This window comes from Amycolatopsis vancoresmycina (assembly GCF_000716785.1).
Lineage (GTDB): Bacteria > Actinomycetota > Actinomycetes > Mycobacteriales > Pseudonocardiaceae > Amycolatopsis > Amycolatopsis vancoresmycina.
Map to the genome: position 1 here is coordinate 21,841 of NZ_JNYY01000024.1, position 22,056 is coordinate 43,896.

At 74.2% G+C, this 22,056-nt stretch carries 14 protein-coding genes; 3 read left to right on the top strand and 11 right to left on the bottom strand.

Annotated elements, in window-relative coordinates; all coding sequences use genetic code 11:
- Positions 1–169: 169 nt before the first annotated feature.
- The 4 genes from OO60_RS37970 to OO60_RS37985 all read right to left on the bottom strand — a co-directional run bounded on the left by OO60_RS37970 (position 170) and on the right by OO60_RS37985 (position 10,844).
- Entirely contained in the window at positions 170–1,441 is a 1,272-nt protein-coding gene (locus OO60_RS37970; RefSeq protein WP_004558978.1) for a PucR-like N-terminal domain-containing protein, read from the bottom strand.
- 125 nt (positions 1,442–1,566) lie between these two features.
- A complete protein-coding gene (locus OO60_RS37975; RefSeq protein WP_051767916.1) occupies positions 1,567–8,001 on the bottom strand; it encodes a type I polyketide synthase in 6,435 nt (2,144 codons plus the stop codon).
- Complete coding sequence (locus OO60_RS37980; RefSeq protein ID WP_051767918.1) at positions 7,998–9,764, bottom strand: fatty acyl-AMP ligase; 1,767 nt, start codon at positions 9,762–9,764, stop codon at positions 7,998–8,000. Before OO60_RS37980 ends, OO60_RS37975 begins: the two co-directional genes overlap by 4 nt.
- 177 nt (positions 9,765–9,941) lie before the next feature.
- Positions 9,942–10,844 carry an alpha/beta hydrolase gene (locus OO60_RS37985; RefSeq protein WP_063749451.1) on the bottom strand — a complete coding sequence of 301 codons (903 nt, stop codon included), beginning with the start codon at positions 10,842–10,844 and terminating at the stop codon, positions 9,942–9,944.
- A 74-nt stretch (positions 10,845–10,918) separates the two neighbouring features.
- Here OO60_RS37985 and OO60_RS37990 point away from each other — a divergent pair, with 74 nt between their 5' ends.
- Complete coding sequence (locus OO60_RS37990) at positions 10,919–12,250, top strand: MFS transporter (protein ID WP_063749452.1); 1,332 nt, start codon at positions 10,919–10,921, stop codon at positions 12,248–12,250.
- Here the strand turns inward: OO60_RS37990 and OO60_RS37995 are convergent.
- Positions 12,170–14,194, bottom strand: a complete 2,025-nt coding sequence (locus OO60_RS37995; RefSeq protein ID WP_051767929.1) for an MMPL family transporter — start codon at positions 14,192–14,194, stop codon at positions 12,170–12,172. The two genes, OO60_RS37990 and OO60_RS37995, sit on opposite strands and share 81 nt — an antisense overlap.
- Before the next feature lie 264 nt (positions 14,195–14,458).
- Between OO60_RS37995 and OO60_RS38000 the strand changes: the two genes are divergently transcribed.
- On the top strand, positions 14,459–15,121 hold the full coding sequence (locus tag OO60_RS38000) for a cutinase family protein (protein WP_003088970.1): 663 nt from the start codon (positions 14,459–14,461) through the stop codon (positions 15,119–15,121).
- On the opposite strand, the gene OO60_RS38005 is transcribed toward OO60_RS38000, so the two are convergent.
- From OO60_RS38005 to OO60_RS38030, 6 genes are read right to left on the bottom strand one after another with little or no spacing between them, the layout of a single operon-like run.
- Positions 15,122–16,336: an alpha/beta hydrolase family protein gene (locus OO60_RS38005; RefSeq protein ID WP_003088974.1), complete on the bottom strand. Its 1,215-nt coding sequence runs from the start codon at positions 16,334–16,336 to the stop codon at positions 15,122–15,124. It abuts the gene before it with no gap.
- Positions 16,337–16,347: 11 nt separating this feature from the next.
- Positions 16,348–17,070 carry an SDR family NAD(P)-dependent oxidoreductase gene (locus OO60_RS38010; RefSeq protein WP_003088977.1) on the bottom strand — a complete coding sequence of 241 codons (723 nt, stop codon included), beginning with the start codon at positions 17,068–17,070 and terminating at the stop codon, positions 16,348–16,350.
- Complete coding sequence (locus OO60_RS38015; RefSeq protein ID WP_003088980.1) at positions 17,067–17,954, bottom strand: fumarylacetoacetate hydrolase family protein; 888 nt, start codon at positions 17,952–17,954, stop codon at positions 17,067–17,069. Before OO60_RS38015 ends, OO60_RS38010 begins: the two co-directional genes overlap by 4 nt.
- Positions 17,954–18,880: a VOC family protein gene (locus OO60_RS38020; protein ID WP_003088983.1), complete on the bottom strand. Its 927-nt coding sequence runs from the start codon at positions 18,878–18,880 to the stop codon at positions 17,954–17,956. The genes OO60_RS38015 and OO60_RS38020 overlap by 1 nt, the downstream gene beginning before the upstream one ends.
- Before the next feature lie 20 nt (positions 18,881–18,900).
- Positions 18,901–20,031 carry an FAD-dependent oxidoreductase gene (locus tag OO60_RS38025; protein ID WP_003088986.1) on the bottom strand — a complete coding sequence of 377 codons (1,131 nt, stop codon included), beginning with the start codon at positions 20,029–20,031 and terminating at the stop codon, positions 18,901–18,903.
- A gap of 25 nt (positions 20,032–20,056) precedes the next feature.
- Positions 20,057–21,019 (bottom strand): cyclase family protein, encoded by a 963-nt coding sequence (locus tag OO60_RS38030; protein WP_003088989.1) that lies wholly within the window; start codon positions 21,017–21,019, stop codon positions 20,057–20,059.
- 84 nt (positions 21,020–21,103) lie between these two features.
- Between OO60_RS38030 and OO60_RS38035 the strand changes: the two genes are divergently transcribed.
- Entirely contained in the window at positions 21,104–22,027 is a 924-nt protein-coding gene (locus tag OO60_RS38035) for a LysR family transcriptional regulator (RefSeq protein ID WP_033263205.1), read from the top strand.
- Positions 22,028–22,056: the final 29 nt, after the last annotated feature.

A 22,056-nucleotide genomic window follows, 5' to 3' on the forward strand; every position in this document is an offset into this window, starting at 1 on the left:
ATCGGACTCGACGGAGGCCTGAATTCTCGCCGGTGGCCGGGAGCTTTCCTAGTAGCCGGCTTGCCAACCGGCGGTCCGGCGATTTTCCCCGCAGGACAATGTTTCCGCTGTCCGGAGGCACCTCTTGGGCCGTTCCGCGCAGGCCGCCGCGAGTGTCCACAACGGACTGTCAGCCGGGTTCGGCCACGCCGTCGCGGGACGCTCGCCGCAGCGCCATGGCGCGGAGCACCATCTCCATCGTGAAGCGGGTTTCCGGGTCGTGGAGACGGTCTCCGAACACCTGCTCCAGCTGGCGCAGGCGGTAGCGGACCGTCTGCGGGTGCACCACCAGCTCGGCCGCGATCTTCGGGATCTTGCCGCCGTGGCCCAGCCACGACAGCAGCGTCTCGGCCAGCCTCAGCTGCGTGGCCGCGGAGAACTCGGCCAGCGGGCCGAGCTGGTGCCCGGCGAGCTGGTCGACGAGGTCTTCGTCCGACAGCAGCCACAGGGTCGTCAGGTGCTCGGCGCACCAGGTGATCCGGGCGCCGGGCAGCACCTTGGCCGCCACCAGCCGTTCGGCGGCGCGCGCCCAGCGCAGCGACTGCGCCGCCTTGTCCAGCGGCGTCGGCGGGCCGATCACCATCCGCGTCCCGAGGTCCGCGGCGATGCGCTGCAGCCGCTCGCGGTCGACCGGTGCCGGCAGGAGCAGGTGCGGTTGCGGCAGCTCCAGGTTGCACAGGACGTCCGGTCCCCACCCGGCCACCGGAACCCGGCTCACGTGGGCGTGCGGCTCGACCGACACCGCCACCACCGAAGCGGGCAGCGACCACCCGACGGCCTGGGCGGAATCGGTGATCACTTCGAGGGGGACGGCCGGTCGCTCGAGGACGAGCTGCAGCAGCCGGCGGCGCAGGCCCTCGCGGGCACCTTCGATCTCGGCCTGTGCCTCGCGGTAGCCCTGGAACGACATCTTCGCCAGCTCGTCGGCGTAGCCGAACAGCATTTCGCCCAGCCGCCCCATGGCCATCGACGACAGGTGGTGCCGCTGCCCGAACCGCATGATCCCCTGCCAGGCGACCCGGGTGCCCACCCGGTACGCCGCCTGCAGGTCGTCGAGGGTGCGGCCTTCGTGCGCCTCGCCGGCGCCCAGCCGGCGGCACGTCTCGTGCAGCTTCTCCCGTGCGGTCAACGGGTCCTCGACCATGTCCACGAACAGCCGGACGGCGGCGTCGACGCCGTACCGGGTCACGTGGCTGTACCGGCCCTCGCCCGGCCGGGCGTAGACCGGGACCGCCCGCCAGACCTCGCGGACGATCTGCTCGACCAGCTGGGGCAGCGCCGGCCGCATGAGCCCGGCGAGCTCCTGGGCCTGGCTGCGTCTTCGGATGTCTTCCTCGCCGTCCTCGGTCGTGCGCCGGACGGCTGCGGCGGTGAGCTGGTGACCGTTGTGCCGGGGTGTCAAGCGTTCCTCCACCCGTCGTACTGGCATTCCGCGCTTTACCCGACAGTAAAGCAGTGGTCCCGGAGGAGGGGACACCGCCAAGGGGCGGCATCTCCTCCCCTCGACCGATCAAGACCACGGCGCCCTCACGGGGCCACCGCCGGTTTCCGCAGCGCGGCCAGGGCGCCGTCGAGGTGCCGGGCGATCACCTCGACGTTCGGAGCGTCCAGAAGCGACAGGTGGTGCCCGGGAACGACGACGAGGTCGAGGTCCGGGCAGACCGCGTCCCAGCCCCGCGCCGGGTCGGTCCGGTCGAACCGCGGATCCCGCAGGCCGCCCGGCACCGGCGAAGCGGCGCTGTAGAACAGGGTGCGGCCGGCGTAGACCGCCGGCTCGTAGCGTTCGAGCAGCCGGGCGTCCAGGTAGGACGCTCGCTGGTGCGCCAGGATCGCCGTGCTCACGCCGGGATCGATCAGCCCGGACCGGCGGAGCGCGGCGACCAAGAGGTCCGCTTGCGCCGGTTCGTCCAGTTCGGCCAGTTCCGCGTAGGGCAGCTCCACCTCTCCCCCGTAGGCGGTCTGCAGGAACTCCTGGTAGCGGGTCAGCCGAAGCCGCTGGACGTCGGCGTCCGCGGCGACCGGCAGGGGCAGGATCGGGTCCACGAGCGCGAGCAGTTCGACGTCCTCGCCGGCGGCGGTCAGCTGGTGCGCCGCTTCGAAGGCGAGGAAGCCGCCGAACGACCACCCCGCCAGCCGGTACGGCCCGCCGGGCTGCACCCGCCGCAGTTCCGCGAGGTGGCGCTCCACCCGTTCCTCCACTGTGGACGTATCGGCCACGCGGTCGAAGCCGTAGGCGGGGACGTCCGGGTCCAGGAGGTCGACGAGCTGGCGGAACACGCCGGTGTCGCCGCCGCCGGGGTGGAAGAAGAACACCGGGGGCCGGGTACCCGAGTCCCGCAGCACCCGGACCGGACCGGCGGCCCGGTCGCATTCCCGCACCACCGCGGCCATCAGCTCGACCGTCGGCCCGGCGAACAACCGGTCCTTCGCGAGCACGGTTCCGGTGCGGGCGGAGAGCAGCTCGGTGATCCGCGCGGCCTGGCGGTCGTCGCCGCCGAGCGCCGAAAACCGCTGGGTCACCCCCACCGGCACGCCCAGCACCTCCTGCCACGCGGTGGCGACCAGCCGCTCGGCCGCGTCCCGCGGTGGCACGACGACGGCCGCCGCGGCCGGCCGCGCTCCCCCGCCGGCGATCCCCAGTTCGGTGCAGAGGTGCTTCCGCAGGTCGGCGAGCGACGCCCCGCGCAGGATCGCCGCCAGCGGCAGGTGCACGCCGAAGTCGTGGTCCACGGCGTTCCGGATGCGGACCGCGAGCAGCGAATCCACGCCGAGCCCGATGAGCGGCACGTCGTCGGCGAAGGACGGCAGTTCCAGCACCGAGGCCACGCGCTCCGCCAGCTGCCGGGTGATCAGCTCCCGGGCTTCGGCGGGGGCGCGGTCCCGCCACGCCCCCGGTCCCGCGCTCTCGCCGGGCGGACGGCCGAGCACCCCGGCGAAGAACGGGACCGCGGTCAGCTCCGGGAACTGGGCGGCGAGCCGGCGGGTGTTCAGCCGCACGGCACCGAACCCGGACGCGCCGGCGCTGACGACGTCGGCCAGCAGGCCCAGTCCTTCGGTGGGCTGGAGGGGGCGGACCCACGGGACCTCGATCCCGGCGGCGGCGCCGACGCCGGCCCAGGTGCCCCAGTTCACCGTCGTGGCGGGCAGGCCGGCGGCCCGGCGCGCGGCGACCAGCGCGTCGACGTAGGCGTTGGCCGAGGCGTACGCCGGCTGCCCGGGCAGTCCGTGCAACGCGGTGGCGGAGGAGAAGGCCAGCCACCAGTCCAGCGCCCGTCCCCCGCTCGCCCGGTGCAGCCGCCAGGCGCCGACGGCCTTCGCCCGCCAGGTCCGCTCGAGGACGTCTTCGTCGAGGCGCTCGACCGTGCGGTCGCCGAACACCGCGGCGGCGTGGGCGATCCCGCGCAGGTCGCCGGCCGCCTCGATGATCCGTTCCGCGACGCCCGGCACCGCGATGTCGCCCGGCACGACCACGATCTCGGTGCCCGCCGACCGGAGCTGCCCGATCACCGCGGCCGCCGCGGGATCCGGCCCGGACCGTCCGTTGAGGACGATCCGGCCGGCTCCCCGCCCGGCGAGGTCGCGGGCCAGCAGCAGGCCGAGGCCGCCGAGGCCGCCGGTGATCGCGTAGCCGGCCCCGGGGCGGACGACGGGGATCTCCCCGGGCGGAGGCGCGGTGGTGCGCTCCAGGCGGGCGGCGTAGCGGCGGCCGGCCCGCCACGCCACCTCGTCGTCGGCCGCGCCGGCCCCGACCTCGCGGACGAGCTCGGCGGTCGCGCGGGCGGGGTCGCCGGGATCGAGGTCCAGGAGGGTGGCCTTGATCGACGGCTGCTCGAAGGCGAGCACCCGCACCAGGCCGCGCAACGCCGCGGGACCCGGTTGCCCGGCCTCGCCCGGCAGGACGGCGGCGGCACCGGAGGTGACCAGCCACAGCCGCGGCGGACGGCCGGGCAGGGCCACCAGCTCCCGGGTGCAGTCCACGGCCGTGAGCACGGCACGCTGGCCGCTCTCCGGTGCGTCCGAAGCGTCACGGGGAACCAGCAGCACCACCGCGGACGGCCGGTGCCGCAGCAGTAGCTCGCGGTGCAGCGACGACACCGCGACGGCGGCGGATCCGGCTCGCTCCAGCTCGGCGACCACCTGGTTCGCCACCGGGTTGCGCCGGCCCGCGACGACGAGCACCGGTCCCGCCCGGCTGGCGGCCGGCGGGTCCGTTTCCCGCCACACCCGGGCGAGCAGCTCGTCCCGCAGGTCCGGCGCCTGCGGGGGCGGCACCGGCCGCATCACCACGTCGGTGATCTCGAGAACCGGCAGTCCGGTCCCGTCGACCAGGCACACGCGGCCGGCCGGGCCGCCGGGGTCGACGCTCAGCTTCGCGAGCACCCCGGTGCGCACGTCCCCGCGGACGCGGACGGCGCCGAACGTCACCGGCACGTACCGCTCGTCGTCCATAGTGGACAGCGTGGCCGCGAACCCCTGCAGGCAGGCGTCCACCAGCACCGGGTGGAGGAGGTAGCCCCCGCGCGGTGCCGCGCCGGGCAGCCCGACGGTCACCGTCGCACCGGCGCTCGCCGCGCGGACGCCGGTGACGCCGCGGAACGCCGGGCCGTAGTCGATCCCCAGCGCGCACAGCCGGTCGTAGAGCTCGGCGGCGGTCATCGCCACGGCCCCGTCCTCGTCGGTGACGTCCGGCGCCGGCGCGGCGCCGGGGCCCGTGACGACGCGGGCGTCGGCATAGCGCGTCCAGGTGCCGTCCGGTTCCTTGGCCTGGACCGTGAACCGCTCCCCGCCCTCGAAGGTGACCGTGACCGGCGTGCGTTCGGCGAGCGGCAACGGCTGGTACAGCACCAGATCCGTCAGGGCGAGCCGGTCCGCCGGGACGCCCAGCGCCGCCGAGGCGGCCGCGAACGCCATCTCCGGGTAGCAGGCCGCGGGCAGCACGGGCGTGCCGTCGACCCGGTGGTCGGCGAGCCAGGGCAGCCGGAGCGTCCCGAGGTCGGGCCGCCAGAGGTGGACCGGGCTGCCGGGGTGCTCGATGTGCTTGCCCAGCAGGGGGTGCTCACCCGGCAGCCCGGCCGCCGGGGTGACCGGCGGCGCCCAGTGCCGGGTGTGGTGCCACGCGGTGAGCGGCAGGTCGACCAGCTCACCCGCCGTCCGGGTCCGCAGGTGCCCGTGCGCCAGCAGCGCCCCGAGCGCGGCGTGGAACTCGCGGCGCTCGTCGTCGGAGCGTCGCAGGGTGGCCAGCGTGACCACTTCGCAGCCGGTCGCGGCGGCCGTCTCGGCGATGGCGTGCCCCAGGAGCGGATGGGGCGCGACCTCGACGAAGGTCCGGTACCCGTCGGTCAGCGCGGCCTCGACGGCGGCGGTGAACCGGACCGGCTGCCGCACGTTGGCCGCCCAGTAACCGGCGTCCGCGACGATGCGGCCGCGCGGGTCGTCGAGCGCGGTCCAGTACATGCGCGTCTCCGGCGGCACCGGCAGCAGGTCCCCCAGGTCGGCCCGGACGGCGTCGGCGGCCGCCGCGACGAGCCGGCAGTGGCCGGCGACCGTGGAGTTGACCAGCCTGGCCAGCAGGCCGCGCCGGTCGACGGCCGCCGCCAGGGCCCGGACCGGCTCGACCGGCCCGGCGACGACGGTCATCCCCGGCGAGTTGAAGGCCGCGACGTCGACTTCGGGGTGGTCGGCGAGCAGCAGCTCCACTTCGGACGCGGGCAGTTCGAGCACGGCCATCGCGCCGGTGCCGGCGGTCGTCGCGAGCGCCTGGGCCCGGCGCCGGGCCAGCCGGGTGCCGTCCTCCAGCGACAGCGCACCGGCGGTGACCGCCGCGGCCACTTCGCCGAGCGAATGCCCGATGACGGCGGCCGGCCAGGCCCCGTGCTGCGACCACAGCCGGGCCAGCGCCACCTGCACGGCGAACACGACGACCTGGAGCTGTTCGAAGGACTCCGGTTCGACGCCGCGCTGCAGGACGCGCCGGACCGAATCGCCGGATTCCTCCCACAGGGTCTCGTCGATCTCGTCGATCGACGCGGCGAACTCCGGCTCCTCCGCGAGCAGCCGCCGTCCCATGCCCGCCCACTGGGAGCCGAGCCCGGAGAACACCCACACCGCACCCGGGCCGGACCCGTCGGGCCGGCCGACCGCGACCCCGGACGGCGTCTCACCATCGGCGACCGCCCGCAGCCCGGCCACCAGCTCGCCGGTCGTGCCCGCCGTGACGACGGCGCGGCACCGGCCACTCGCCCGCCGGGCCATGCTGTGCTCCACATCGGACAGTGGCGCGTACTTCCCCGGCCCGCCCAGCCAGCCGGCCAGCCGGCCGGCGGCTTCCCGCAGCCGCGGCCCGGACGGCGCGGCCACGACGAACTGGCCGGGCCGGTCCGCCGGCTCGTGGCCGCCCGCCGGCACCACCGCCTGCTCGACCACGACGTGGGCGTTGGTCCCGCCGAACCCGAAGGCGGACACCCCGGCCAGCGCCGGACGGCCGGTGACCGGCCACGGACGGCGCTCCGGGACCACAGCGAGGCCGAGGCGGCCGAACGGGATGTGCGGGCTGGGGTCGGTGAAGTTCAGGCTGGCCGGGATCTCCCGGTTGACCAGCGACAGGACGACCTTGATCAGGCCGGTGATCCCGGCCGCGGCCTCCAGGTGGCCGAGGTTCGTCTTGACCGAACCGGTGAGCAGCGGGCGATCCGCGGGCCGCCACGCGCCCAGCACACTGCCCAGCGCGTCCGCCTCGATCGGGTCGCCCAGCGGCGTCCCGGTCCCGTGCGCCTCGACGTAGTCGATCTCGGCCGGGTCGACGTCGGCCGAAACGCACGCCGCCACCAGCAGCTCCTGCTGGGCGTGCGGCCGGGGCGCGGTCAGGCCGTTCGACCGGCCGTCGGAGTTCACCGCCGAGCCCTTGAGGACGGCCAGCACCCGGTCGCCCGCGAGCACCGCCGCCGGCAACGGCTTCAGCACGACGACCCCGATGCCTTCGCCCCGCCCGATCCCGTCGGCCGCGGCGGCGAACGCCTTGCACCGGCCGTCGGGGGCGGTGACGCCCAGCCGGTCGAAACTCGCGGTGATCTCGGGCCCCAGCACCAGGTTAGCCCCGGCCGCGACCGCGATCTCGCAGTCGCCCGCCCGCAGGCTCTGCATGGCCAGGTGCACCGCCACCAGCGACGACGAGCACGCGGTGTCCACCGTGACGCTGGGGCCGCGCAGGTCGAACGCGTACGACAGCCGGTTCGCCGCCACCGCCGCCGAAGCCCCGGTCGCGGTCCAGGCGTCGATGCGGCTCACGTCGGCCAGGGTCAGGCGGCTGTACTCGGTGCCGCCGACCCCGGCGAACACGCCGGTAGCGCTGCCCCGCAGCCGCTCCGGCGCCAGCCCGGCGTGCTCGAACGCCTCCCAGGCGACCTCCAGCAGCAGCCGCTGCTGGGGATCCATCACGCGGGCTTCCCGCGGCGTGATGCCGAAGAACTCGGCGTCGAACCCGGCGATGTCGTCGAGGAAACCGCCGTGCCGCGCGGTGCGGGCGAGCACCTCGGCCTCCTCCGGCGAGTCGTGCCCGAACTGCGGCCACCGGTCGGCGGGGACCTCGCCGATCCCCTCACGGCCGTCGCGCAGCAGGTCCCAGAAGGCGCCGGGGCCGTGCACGCCACCGGGCAGCCGGCAGCCGATGCCGATCACGGCGACGGGATCTCCCGGGGCGCCGCACGGCACGCCGGAGGCGGCCGATTCGGCCTGCTCGCCGGCCAGCGCCTGGGCGAGCAGCCGGATCGTCGGGTACTCCCAGAGCAGGCCGAGCGGGACCTCGGTGCGCAGCACGCCCTCGAGGTCACCGGCCAGCTCCAGCGCTTCCCGCGACCCGAGGCCGTGGTCACGCAGCGGCCGGTCCACGTCGACGGTGGCGGGGGCCACCGCGCACAGGTCCGCGATCGCCGCGACCAGCCAGCGTTCCAGCTCCGACGGGGTCATCGGGTCTCCCCGCCACCGGCCGCTAGGACGCCGTCGAGGTAGCGGTCCCTGGCTTCCGAGCGGGCGATCTTCCCGCTGGACGTGCGCGGCACGCTGCCCGGCCGGACCAGGACGAAGTCGGCCAGCCGCAGGTCGTGGTGCCGGGACACGGCCGCGCGGACGGCCCGTTCGACCTCCGGCACGTCCGGATCGGCGTCGCAGGTCCGCACCCGCTCGGCCACCAGGACCGGTACTTCGCGGCCGTCCTGCTCGACGCTGAAGGCGGCCACGCGGTCGCGCTGGATCGCGCCGTGCGCGTCCTGCGCGGTCGCTTCGATGTCCTGGGGGTGGTGGTTGCGGCCGTCGACGACGATCAGGTCCTTCAGCCGGGCGGTGACGAACAGCTCGCCGTCGTGGCGCACCCCGAGATCGCCGGTGCGCAGCCAGCCGTCGGCGGGAACGCCGGGCTCGGCGCCGGTGAGCCTGCCGTCGAAGGTGTGGTCCGACTCGGCGGCCCGAGCCCAGTAACCGGAAGCGACGTTGGGGCCGTGGAGCCAGATTTCGCCGACTTCGCCGTCCGGGAGCACGTGCCCGAGATCGGGGTCGACGATGCGGAGGTGCTGCCCGGCCGGGCGGCCGACGGACACCATCGTGACCGGGCGCGCGTCCGGGCCGGCCGCGGGCACCGCCGTGCCCTTGCCCAGCTGGTCCCGGTCGAACGCCACCGCCCGCGGCTCGGTCCCGGCCGGGGTCGTGGTCACGAACACCGTGGCCTCCGCCAGCCCGTAGGAGGGCCGGTGCGCGGTCGGCGGGAACCCGGTCCCGGCCAGCGCGGCCAGGAAGCCCGTCACGGTGGTGTCCCGCACCGGTTCGCTGCCGTTGATCGCCACCTTGACCCGGCTCAGGTCGAGGCCGGCGCGCTCCGCGGGGGTGAGCTTCGCGGCCGCGTACTCGAAGGCGAAGTTGGGCGCCGCGGTGAGGACGTCCGGGTGGCTCGCCAGCATCCGCAGCCAGCGGACCGGCCGCCGGGTGAACGCCGCGGGCGTGGTGAACACCGTCCGGCAGCCAAGCACCACCGGCAGGCAGATCAGCTGCAGCAGCCCCATGTCGTGGAAGAAGGGCAGCCAGCCGACGCTGGTGGTCGAGGCGTCCAGGTCGAAGGCCGCCTGTGCCTGCCTGATGTTGGCCAGCAGCGCGCGGTGGGTGATCACCGCGCCCGCCGGGCGCCGGGTCGACCCCGAGGTGTACTGCAGGTAGGCCGGTTGCTCCTCGTCGATGTGCACCGGCAGGAACTCGTCGGCGGACCGGGTGCCGATCCGGTCCACGACCAGGACGCGCCGGGGTGCCGGCACTTCGCCGCCGTGCTGCAGCTGCCGGACCGCGGGCAGCGCCTCGGACGAGGTGAGCCACACCCGGGGCACGCAGTCGCCGAGCGCGCCGACGAGGCGCCGCAGGTGGGTGGGGCCGCCGGGGACGACCAGCGGGACCGCCGTCATCCCGGCGTACACCGCGGCGAGGAACCCGGCGACGTAGTCCAGGTTCTGGGGGCACAGGACGGCCACCCGGTCACCGGGTTCGGCCAGCCGGTCGAGCCGGACCGCGATCGCCCGCGCCCGGCGGTCGAGGTCGAGCCAGCTCAGGGTGTCCGGCACCCCGTCGGCGCCACCGCCGAAATCGAGGAACGTGAACGCCGGATCGGCCGACCGCGCGCCGGCGGCGTGCCGGGCGAGCGAAACCGTCACCGGTTCGAAAGTGAATTCGGGCACCTTTACTTCGACAGGCATGAGTATCCCCACCGTGCGATTCACGAATAACGACGACCCCGAGGTCCGGAAAACCGCGCCTTCCGGCAGGCTAGCCACGCGCACTCGGCAGGCACAACAGCGCACCGCGAATTCACGGAACGGACGCGGCGGATCTGATCACCCGGAACAGGCGGCGCTTCCCCGGTTGTCACGGGATTACAGCGCCGAGCCTGCCTCCCGCTCCCGGAGCGCGGTCATCAGGAAACCCCACGACCGGATCAGCTCCCGCCGCCACGTCGGCCAGTGGTGCGTCCCGGGCCCGAAACTCGTGTGCGGCGGGACGCCCAGCTCGGCCAGCCGGGCGGCGAGCTCCCGGCTGCCGGGCGCGATGAGCCGTTCGAGCAGCCGGTCACCCGGCGCCGGCCGGTCGCCGGGGACCCGCACCCCGGTCCCCGCGGACAGGTAGAGCGGCGTGGCGGCGAGCCCGCGCGCGAGCAGGTACGGATTCCGCTTGGCCCAGCGGGCGCGTTCCGCGTGGCGCGGGCCCCACATCGCGTCGAGCCGCTCCCCCACGCTGCGCAGGTACAGCCGCAGCAGCGTCGGGACCCCGCGCCGGGTCGTGTGCACCAGGCCGCTGTAGGACGCGGCCGCGGCGAACATGCCGGGATTCCGTGCCGCGTAGACCAAAGCGCCGTAGCCGCCCATGGACACCCCGCCGATCGCCCGTGCCTCGCCTGCCCCGTAACGCCGCTCCAGCAGGGGCCGGACCTCGTCGAGGTGGAACCGGGGCCAGTCCGGCACCGAGCCGCGCCGATCGGGCCGCCGCCAGTCGGTGTAGAACCCCGCTCGCCCGCCCTCGGGCAGCACCACCAGCACCCCGGACGTCCTGGCCAGTCCGGCGATGTCGGTGTGCTCGGTCCAGCAGGCCGGGCCGTCGTCACCGCCGTGCAGCAGGTAGAGCGTCGGCCAGCGGCGGTCCGGCCGGGGTGTCCACCCCGCGGGCGTGAGGAGCCGGACCTCCGCCGTCCGGCCCAGCGCGGGCGACCGCACGTTCAGTTCCACCCGGCCGGGCCCGGGAAATCGTTCGGTTTCGACCGCGATTCCGCATTCGGGTTTCATCCGCCCACTCTCTTGATCCGCCGGCATTTCTGCCTCTATCGTGAGCAACCGTCTTCGAGCCGACGGGGGTACCGATGGACAATTCCCGGAGCGGCGCCGCCGTCCGGCACCCGTGGTCGACGCTGACCGCCGTGTGCCTGGCCGGAATGCTCGTCGGCCTGGACGGAACCGCGCTGACCGTCGCCGGCCCGGAAATGGGCCGGTCGGCGGGAGCGTCGTTCGGCGAACTGCAGTGGATCGCGAACGCCTACCTGGTCGCATTGGCGCTCGCACTGCTGCCCGCGGGCCGGCTCGCCGATCGGGCGGGGCGCCGCCGGGTCTTCCTCACCGGGGTGGCCGGGTTCGGGCTGGCTTCGGCGCTCGTCGCGGCCGGCACGACGAGCGAACTCCTGATCGCCTTCCGCGGCCTGCAGGGTCTCTGCGCCGCGCTGCTGCAGCCGGCGGCGCTCGCCCTCGTCCGGTCGGCGTTCGGCCGCGACCGGCTCGAGCTCGCGCTGGGCATCTGGGGTGCGACGTCCGCGGCCGCCATCGCCGCCGGGCCCATCCTCGCCGGGGTGGTCGTGCACGCTTTCGGCTGGCCGGCGGTGTTCCTGCTGAACGTGCCCGTCGCGCTGGCCGTGGTCGTCGTGACCGGCTACCGGGTCGCCGAGTCGCGCGCGGCCGGCCCCGGCGGGGGCGCGGCCGAGCTGCTGCGCACCCCGGGCGTCGCGATCGGCACGGCGTTGACGGCGGTGGCCTTCTTCGCGCTGTTCGGGTTGTTGTTCTGCCTCACCCTGTACCTCCAGAACCTGCGTGGTCTCGATCCGGTGCGCACCGGCGAATGGCTGCTGCCGGTGACGTCCTCGGTGGTGCTCGGCGCGCCGCTCGGCGGGGCCCTGGTCGCGCGGTTCGGCCCCCGCGGGCCGGCGGCGGGCGGGTTCGCGCTGCTCGCGGCCGGGATCGCCGGGCTGCTGGTCCTCGGCACCGGCACGGCGTGGCCCGCCACGGTGCCGGCGACCGTGGTGACGGGCGTCGGCACCGGGGTCGCGCTCATCGCCGCGACGCAGCTGATCGTGGCGAGCGCGCCGGAGGCGATGTCCGCACAGGCGTCCGCGCTGCAGCAGGTGGCGACCCAGCTCGGCGGCGCGGCGGGGATCGCGGTGCTCAGCGCGGTGGTGTCCTGGCGGGTGGCGGCCGGGCTGCCCGCGAACGGGCCGGTGGACGAGGCCGCGCAGGGGCGGGGCGCCGGTGCGGCGGCGTTCGTTCCCGGGCTGCACGCGGCGGTGCTCGTCGCGGCGGCCGTGATCGCGCTCGGCGCGGTGCTCGCGCTGGGCATCCGCCCGGGCTCAGCAGGCATGGCGGCCGACCCGGCCGGGCCACCAGCCCCACCGTCCCAGGTGGACGGCGACGGCGGGCACCAGCAGTGAGCGCACCACCAGCGTGTCCAGCAGCACGCCGAACGCGACCAGGAACGCGATCTGGGCCATGAACAGGATCGGCAGCACCGCCAGCGCGGCGAAGGTCGCGGCCAGGACGACACCGGCCGAGGTGATCACCGGGCCGGTCAGCGTCAGCGCCTTCGCCGTCCCGGCCGCCGGACCGTCCACGAAGGACTCTTCACGGGCGCGCGTCATCAGGAAGATGTTGTAGTCCACGCCGAGCGTCACCAGGAAGACGAACGCGTAGAGCGGCAGCGACGGGTCGGCCCCCGGCAGGTGGAGCACGTCGTCGAAGACCAGGGCCCCGGCGCCGAGGGTCGCCAGGTACGACAGCACCACGGTCGCCACGAGGACCAGCGGCAGCAGGACGGCCCGCAACAGGAGCACCAGCACGAGCAGGACCACCCCGAGCACCGCCGGGATCACCACGACCCGGTCGCGCTCGGCGGCGTCGCGGATCTCGGCCTGGATCGCCGCCTGGCCGCCCACCAGGACGCCGGGAACGCCTGCCACGGCGGCCCGGACGATCCCCGGTCCGGCCGCTTCCGGGACGTTCACCGAGACGTCGAGTTCGACCTTCCCGTCCGCCTGCCCGGTACCGGGGTGCACCGCCGTCACCCCGGGCACCGCGCGGATCCTCGCCGCCACTTCCGCAGCTCGCTCCTGCGGGGCGATGACGACGACCGGGCTGCGCTCGGCACCCGGGAAGTGCGCGGCGAGGACTTCCTGCCCGGACACCGCGTCGCTCGGGCCGAGGAAGACGTCGGCGGGCGGCACGCCGTCCGCCCGCAGCAGCGGCACGAACGCGGCCAGCCCGGCGAGCACGAGCGCCGTGCCGGCCCAGACGAGCCGGGGCCGGCGGCCGACCAGCCGGGCGACGCGTTCCCAGCGCGTGCCCCGTGACCGCCGGTGCCGCGGCCAGAAGGCGGCCCGCCCGAGCAGCAGCAGCGCCGCCGGGAGGAACGTCAGCGACGACACCAGCGCCGAGACGATCCCGATCGCCGCGACCGGGCCGAGCCCGCGGTTCGACGACAACGCGCTCAGCAGCAGGCAGCACAGGCCGAGCACGACGGTCCCGGCGGAGGCCACAATGGACTCCGCGACCCGGAACGCCGCTTTCAGGGCGCTCCGGTGGTCCGGCCGGGCCGCGAGCTCCTCCTGGTACCGGGCGATGAACAACAGCGCGTAGTCGGTGCAGGCACCGAAGACGAGGATGAACAGGATGCCCTGCCCCTGCCCGCTGAGGGTGAGCACGCCCTTCGCGGCCAGCGGGTACACGACGCTCGACGCGGCGATCAGCGCGAGGCCCGCGGAGGCCAGCACCACCAGCGGAAGCAGCGGGCTGCGGTACACCGCGACCAGGACGGCCACGACGAGCAGGGCCGTGACGGCCAGCAGCGACCGGTCCACGCCGGAGAAGACGGCACCGAGGTCGGCGGTGAACCCGGCCGGCCCGGTGACCTGCACCGCGAGCCCCGGCGGCAGGCCGGCCGCGACGACGTCCCGCATCCGCTGCACGGTCCGCCCGGCTTCGAAGCCGTCCGCCGCCACGACCGGGGCGACGACCAGCGCGGCCTTGCCGTCGGCCGAGAACACGGGCGGGGCCACCGGTCCCGCGAGCCCGGCCAGGCCGGTCAGGCGCCGGCCGGTCCCGCCCGCGACGACCCGGTCGCCGTCGCGCAGACCGTCCGCCCGGCTGTAGACCACCCAGGCCGGCTGCACCGGGCCGCCCGAAAGCCGTTCCTGCAGCCGCGCCACCTCGGTGGCCTCGGCCGCGGCCGGGAGGAACGAGACGCCGTCGTTGTGCTGGACCTCGTCGAGCCGGCCGGGAAGACCGCCGGCCAGCACCCCGGCCACCAGCCAGCCGGCGACCACCAGCGCCGGCACCAGCCACCGGCGGGCGCGGGTGCCACCGCCCGGATCGACCACCATCGACACACCACCTCCGGTGCTTCCCCTGGCGGACACCTAACCGGTGGCCGGTCGCGGCCGACAAGAGCGAGCACGGGGAAAGCGCCGGAATTGAGTGTCCACATCGGACTTTCTGTCACCGGGGAACAGTCTGCGGCGGCGGCCGCGGAGGTCCCTTGCCCGGCCGGGACGCCGGTGCGACGCTCGGTTCCGCCCGGCGGCGGTTTCCGCCGGGCGTTCCCCGCCATCGCGGTTCTCCTTTCCGAGCAAAGGTGTTGATAGTCCATGAGCTCAGTCTTCGGCAGCGCAGCCCGGCTGCTCACCGTCTGCACCACGGTCGTCCTCGCCGGCCTCGGCGTCGTCGTCGCCGCACCGGTCGCCTCGGCCGCCGCGTGCACCGACATCGACGTGTCCTACGCCCGCGGCACCTTCGAACCCGGCAGCCTCGGCTTCATCGTGGGTGACCCGGTGTACTCGGCGGTGCAGAGCCGGCTGCAACCACGCTCGGTGAGCAGCTACCAGGTGAACTACCCGGCGGACCTCACCGAGCCGGCCTCGGTCCAGCAGGGCAACCGCGACCTGGTCAACCACGTCACGAGCCAGGCCGCGGCCTGCCCCCGGCAGCGCTTCGTCCTGGCCGGCTACTCCCAGGGCGCCAACGTGGTCGACAACTCCATCGGCGTCAGCAGCGACGGCGTGATCGTCGGCGGCCCGATCGTGGCGACGATCCCGGCCTCGATCGCCCCGCGCGTCGCCGCGATCCTGCTGTTCGGCAACCCCATCCGGTCGGACGGCCGGAGCGTCACGGGCCTGTACGAGAGCCGCACCAAGGACTACTGCGCCGACGGCGACCCGATTTGCCAGTTCCTCGGCACGAACCCGCTGGCCCACTTCAGCTACGGCGGAAACGCCGCCGACGCGGCCGAATTCGTGGCCGGCAAGGTCTGATCAGTCCCTTGTGGACTCAGGATCGAACGGGCTCGCACCGGAGCCGCCCGCCGGCGGGCGGCTCCGGTCGCCGAAGCGGTCCGCCACCCAGTCGGCGACGAAGGTGCTGACGTGGGGCAGGTGGTCGAGTCCGATGTGTTCCGTCGCCCCTTCTTCGGGGGTGAAGACGCGCAGTTCACGCCGCGGCGAGTTGACCGCCTGGTCGTGGGAGCGGTAAGCGTATTCGAGCGGAATCTGGCGATCGCGCTCGCCGTGCGCGATCAGGAACGGCACGGTGATCTTCTCGACCACGCCGTCGAGGTGCACGTCGTCCGCGAAGGCGATGAACGTGTCGAGGTCGTCGTGGCCCCACACCCACAGCACGTGCTCCCAGTAGTGCGGCACCGGCCGTTCGCCTTCGCGTTCGAGGCGGCGGCGCTGCACCGCGCCCCAGTTGTGGTTGGCACCCCAGGCGACGCACAGCGCGAACCGCTTCTCGAAGGCGGCGGCGCGAGGCGCGTAGTAGCCGCCGAGGGACCAGCCGACGATCCCGATCCGGCCGCTGTCCACTTCGGACCGCGTTTCGAGCCAGTCCACGGCCGCCGCCGCCCAGGCTTCGGCGTCGATGCGGGCGGTGAGCCCTTGCAGGCGAAGGGCTTCGCCGGTGCCGGGCTGGTCCAGCATCAGGCACGAGATCCCGCGCTCGGCGAGCTCCCGCCAGTGCGACGAGCTGTACATGTGCTCCTTGGTCGAGTCCAGGCCGTTGACCAGGACGATCACCGGCGCCGGTCCGGTGTCGGTGGCCGGGGCGAGGGAGAGGTAGGCCGGCAGGGTCGTGCCTTCGTACGGGATGGCCACCCGGGAGATCCGCCGGTCGCGCAGGTCGAAGGCCTTCTGTGCGAGGTCGAGCACCCGCCGGTAGGCCGGCAGCCGGTTCGGGTCCGAGTGGGCGAGCATGCGCTCGGCCTGGCAGAGGTAGTTCGTGGCGCGGAAGTACAGTTCGCCGGCGGTGCGGGTGTGCCCGGCCTTTTCGGCCTGTTCGGCTTGGGTCACGAGCTGGTCGGTGAGCGCGGTCCAGGCGCGGAGGAAGTCCGGCGTACCGGCGTCCGAGCCCTGGGCGGCGGCCTCGCGGATGGGCCGGCAGGCGCGGTCGACCTCGTCGATCAGGCCACCGCTGTTGAGCGCGGCGACCACGCCGAGGTTCCAGACGTAGTTGCCGGGGAAGTATTCGAACACGGGACTGCCTCTCAGGTTCGGGCGGCTTCGCTGATCGACTTGACGCCGCCGTGCGCGGTCAGGCCGCCGTCGACGGGGATCTCGGCGCCGGAGATGAAGGAGGCCGCGTCGCCGATCAGGAACGCGACCAGCGCGGCGACCTCCTCGGCGGTGCCGGTGCGGCCGAGCGGGGTTTCGGCGATGTTCGCGGCCCGGAACCCGGGCGGCGCCGACGCCGTCATCGGGGTTTCGATGTATCCGGGGTGCACGGCGTTGACACGGATGCCCCGGCCGCCCAGCTCCAGGCAGGCGGCCTTGACGAAGCCGCGCAGCGCCCACTTGCTCGCGGTGTAGGCGACCGGGTAGTGCCCGGTCAGCGCTGCGGCCGAACCGGTCACCACGATCGAGCCGCCGGGCGGCATCAGCGGCACCACCGCCTGCACCGCCCGCACCGCGCCACCGACGTTGACGTCCTGCACGCGCGCCAGGTCGGCCGCGTCCAGCTCGCCGAGCCGGGCCCGCCAGGTGACGCCCGCGGCGACGACGAGCCCGTCGACCCGATCGAGGCTCGCGGCGAGCCCGGCCCAGCCGTCGTCGCCGGTGACGTCGAACCGGTGGTGCTCGACCCCGGGCAGCCCGGGGGCTTCGGTGCGGTCGACGCCGATCACCTGCGCCCCTCCGGCGGCCAGCAGCCGTGCCGTCGCCGCGCCGATGCCCTGTGCCGCACCGGTGACGACCACGACCTTGCCGGTCATCGCGACCGCTTTCCCGGCCGGGGCCGGGCCGGGCGGACCGGTGGCAGCTCGACGCCGGGCACGACCGTGTTGCGGATCGTTCCGATCCCTTCGACCGTCATCTCCACGACGTCACCAGCCCGCAGCGGCTCCACAGTTCCGCCGCGGCCCCACAGTTCCGCCAGGCAGCCGCCGTTGCCGCAGGTTCCGGAACCCAGGACGTCTCCCGCGCGCAGGCGAGTGCCCCGGCCGGCGTACGCCGCCAGTTCCTCGAACGGCCAGCCCATGTTGGACAGCAGGTCCTGCCCCACCTCCACGCCGTTGACCGCCACCCGCATCTCCAGCGCCAAGAAGCCGTCCGGGTCGCGGTAGGGCTCGAGTTCGTCGGCCGTGACGAGCCATGGGCCGAGGGTCGTGGCCGAGTCCTTGCCCTTGGCCGGCCCGAGGTTGACCTTCATTTCGCGGCGCTGCAGATCCCGGGCGGACCAGTCGTTGAGGATCGTGTAGCCGAAGATCCCGTCCGGACCCAGCACCGCGGCGACCTCCAGCTCGAAGTCGAACAGCCGCGAGCCCGGCGGGATCGGCACGTCGTCGTGCGCGCCGAGCAGCGCACCGGGATTGGTGAAGTAGAACGTCGGTGCCTCGTACCACTCGGGTGGCACGGAACCCGGCGCCACCATGCCTTCGACGTGTTCCTCGAACGCCACGAAGTCCCGGACGCTCGGCGGATCGAGCGGCGGCAGCAGCCGCACCTCGGCCACCGGCACCGGGGGTCCGCTGGGGACGGCCGGCCGGCCGCGGATCACGTCGAGCACGGTCACCCCGGCCGGGAAAGCGTGGACGCCGTCGCCGGAGACGACGCCCGCGTGCACGGTACCGCCGTGCTCGTAGGTGGCGAAGCGCATCAGACCGGGGGCGCCACGAACAGGCCCTTGTCCGGGTCGTTGAAGGATTTCCGCGCGACGAACTCGTTCATCGCGTTCGCCGTCCCCCACTGGTCGGACACCTCGGGGTCGCTGAAGTCGTACAGGTGCGGGTGCCAGGTGTCCTCGTCGACCAGCTCCAGCTCGGTGGTGTACTCCATCGTGTTGCCGTGCGGGTCGAGGAAGTAGCTGAAGGTGTTGTTGCCCGCCAGGTGGCGGCCCGGCCCCCAGATCTTCTCGACGCCGGCGCGCAGCAGGCGGCCGGTGCCGCGCATGTACTCGTCCAGCCCGCGCATCTCGAACGACACGTGGTGCAGCGCCGGGTGCGGGCCGCGGGCGATGGCCATGCTGTGGTGCCACTCGTTCACCCGCAGGAACCACATCATCTCCCCCATCCGCGGGTGCATCAGGATGTCCGAGAGCCGGAACCCGAGGTGCTTCTCGTAGAACGCCCGGGTCGCCTCCGGGTTCGCCGAGTTGATCACCACGTGGGACAGGCGGACCGGGACCGCCTCGCCCGCTTCGATCCGGCGGTGGGCCCGCACGGCGACGTCGGCGCTGATCTCGATGGTGCGGCCCTCGTTGTCGAAGAACCGGAACCCGTAGCCGCCGCCCGGGGTGTGCAGCGCCCGGGGTTCGTGGACGAGGGTGACCCCTTCGGTGGCCAGCCGCCCGGCCAGTATGTCCACATCGGACACGGTGGCGACGCCGAACGCGATCAGGTCGATCCGCTTGTCGTCGGCCTGGCGCAGCCGCACCACGTACTGCTCGGGCGAGCCTTCCGCAGCGAGGAATGCGACGCCGGTGTCGGTGTGCTCGGTCTTGAGGCCCCAGGCGCCGGTGTAGAAGTCGCGCTGGCGGGCCAGGTCCGGCACGGCGAGGTCGACGTGCCGCAGGTGGGTGATCATCTCGTTCTCCTCCGGAGGGCTCAGGCGGGCTCGACGACGAGGGCGGCGATCCGGGCGATCAGGCCGGGGACATCGCCCTGTTCCCGGCCGAGGAGCCACTGTCCGAGCTGGACGGACGCCTCGACCACCGTCGCCGCCCGCGCGCAGCGGCGGTCGGCGAACTCCGTCCAGACGCGGTCGTCGAGGGTGTCCGCGGCCAGCAGCAGCTCGGTCAGCACGGCGGCGTCTTCGAGGGCCTGGGCGCCGCCCTGGGCCAGGGTCGGCGGGCAGGAGTGCGCGGCGTCGCCGATCAGCACCACGCGCCCGCGGTGCCACGGCGCCGGGAGGACGTGGGTCTCGAACAGGGTGTAGTTGACCCGGGACGCATCCGTGAGCGTGGCCCGGACGTCGTCCCACGGGCCGTGGTACGCCGAAGCGAGCTCGCGCATGGTCGCGAGCTGCTCGGCCGGGGACAGGCCGCTGCGGTCCTGCGCGGCCTCGACGACGTAGGCGTACAGCGTGTCCTCGCTGGTCGGGCAGTACCCGGCGATGTAGGACGGGCCGCCGTAGAACAGGTCGGTCCGGGTCACCGAGGCCGGACGCGGGCCGAACGCGCGCCAGATGCCCATGCCCGTCGGCCGGACCCCGGCCTCGATGCCCAGCAGCCCGCGGACCGCCGAGCGGATCCCGTCGGCGCCGACGACGAGGTCGTAGCGGCGGGCCGAGCCGTCGGAAAACGTGACGTCGACGCCGTTCGCGTCCTGGGCCAATGCGGTCACCGTGAGTCCGAATTGGACTTCGACCCCGGCCGAACCGGCGCGCTCGTGCAGGATCCGCGCCAGGTCCGGCCGGGGCATCCCCACCGTCGCCGGCAGGTCGGGGCCGCCGGTCCGGACGTCGGGGAGCTCGGCGAGCAGCGTCCCGGCGGGGTCGGGAGCGCGCAGGCCAAGACTGTCGAAACGGTACCCGTGCGCCTGGACCGCTTCCCAGACGCCGAGCTTGCGCAGCTCACGCAAAGCGTTGCCCTGCAGGGTGATTCCGGACCCGACGGCGGTGATGTCCGGCTTGAGCTCGACCAGGTCGACCGCGACGCCGTGGTCGGCCAGGTGGATCGCGGCGGCGGTGCCGGCGAGGCCACTGCCGACCACGAGGACGGTGTGCACGGCGGGCATGGGACTCCTTCGTCCGATCCGGGAGCTACTTGACGGCGATCGGGGCGACCGGCGCACCGACCGCGCCGGTCACCGGCAGCGGGTCGGCGGTCAGCCAGAACTCGTACCGGCCGTCGGCGGCGCAGTCCGCAGCCAGCGCGTCGAGGTCCCACATCTCGCCGAGGTACAGCCCGATGTGCGGGATGGCGACCTGGTGCAGCGGCTGGAAGGCGTCGTCGAACTCGTTGGGCCGGACCTCGAAGCCCCACGTGTCGGTGGCGATCGCGGCGATTTCGGTGTCGTGCAGCCACTCCGCGGTGGTGAACGACAGCCCGGGCGCGGGCCCGCCCGCGTAGTCGCCCCAGCCTTCGCGCCGGGCCCGGGCGAGCCGCCCGGTCCGCACCAGGAGCACGTCGCCCCGACCGACACGCGCGGTTTCGCCTTGCGCCGCAATGGTTTCCTCGAGGTGCGCCACGGTGATCGCGAACCCGTCCGGCAGCTCGCCGTCCGTGCCGAGCGCACGGCCGGCGTCGAGCAGGACGCCGCGCCCGGCGATCCGGCCCGACGCGGTCTCGATGCCGGTGACGCGGTCGCCTTCGCTGGTGACGACGTCCCCGGCCCGGCGGCCGTTCCACGCCACGCCGTGGTCGAAGATGTGCCCGAGCCCGTCCCACTGCGTCGACGCCTGCAGCGGCAGGAACACGACGTCGTCGGCGCCGCCGATCCCGTGCGGGAAGCCCTGCGTGCCGCGCTCGGCGTCCAGGCCGGTGTCCAGCATCGTGTGCACCGGGTTGGTGCGGCGGCGCCAGCCCTTCTGCGGGCCGTCGGCGTCGAAGCGCTGCGCCAGGGAGAAGCTCGCGCCCCGGCGGACCAGGGCCGCGCCTTCGCGGCGCTTGGTGTCGTCGAGGAAGTTGAGGGTGCCGAGGACGTCGTCGGCACCCCAGCGGCCCCAGTTGGAACAGCGCTTCGCGGCGGCGGCGATCGCGGCTTCGGGATCGGTGCGGTCCATGCCGCTCACAGTGCGGCAGGCCACAGCATCAGGGAAGACGAAATAGCTAATGCGCGCTATCACCCCGGTGGATAACCTGAGGTGGTGAACCTGGCGAGCCTGGACCTGAACCTGCTGGTGACGCTCGACGCGCTGCTCGAACACCGCAGCGTCAGCCGCGCGGCCGAGCAGGTCGGCCTCAGCCAGCCCGCGGTGTCGGCCCAGCTGGCGAGGCTGCGACGGCACTTCGGCGACGACCTGCTGGCCCGCTTCGGCAACCAGTACCGCCTCACGCCGCTGGCCGTGCAGCTGCGCGGCCGCGTGCGCACCGCGGTGAACGGCGTCGAGCGCGTGTTCGCCGCCGAACCGGACTTCGACCCGGCGACCACCGCCCGGGAGTTCTCCCTCGCGATGACCGACTACGGCGTCGCGGTCCTCGGCGCCCCGCTGGCCGCGGCGCTGGCGCACGAGGCACCCGGCGCCCGCGTGCGGTTCGTCGACAACACCCCGGCGATCGTCGACAACGCCCGCCAGGCCCTCACCGGGATCGACCTCCTGGTGCTGCCGCACGGCTTCCTCGACGGCCTGCCGCACCGGGACCTGCACCGCGACGACTGGGTCTGCCTGGTCGACGCCGGTCACCCGGCGGTGGAGCACGGGCTGACGGTGGAGCAGCTGCAAACCATGCCGTGGGTGGTCTCCTTCCACGGCCCCACCGCGTCCACCCCGGCCGCGCTGCAGATGCGGATCCTCGGCATCGAACCGCACGTCCAGGTGATCACGGAGAACTTCCTGACCGTCCCGGGCCTGGTGGCCGGCACCGGCCGGGTGGCCCTGCTGCAGCGACGGCTCGCCGAGCGCATCCCGGCCGACACGAACGTGCGGGCACTGCCGTGCCCGTTCGAAGCCGGTCCCCTGCTCGAAGCGGTCTGGTGGCACCCGATGTACGAGCACGACCCGGAACACCAGTACCTGCGCGACCTGCTGGCGCGGATCGCCACCGGCGTCACCGAGCATCCATCGCGCTGATACCGCGGTTCACCAGAAGTGATTTCCGC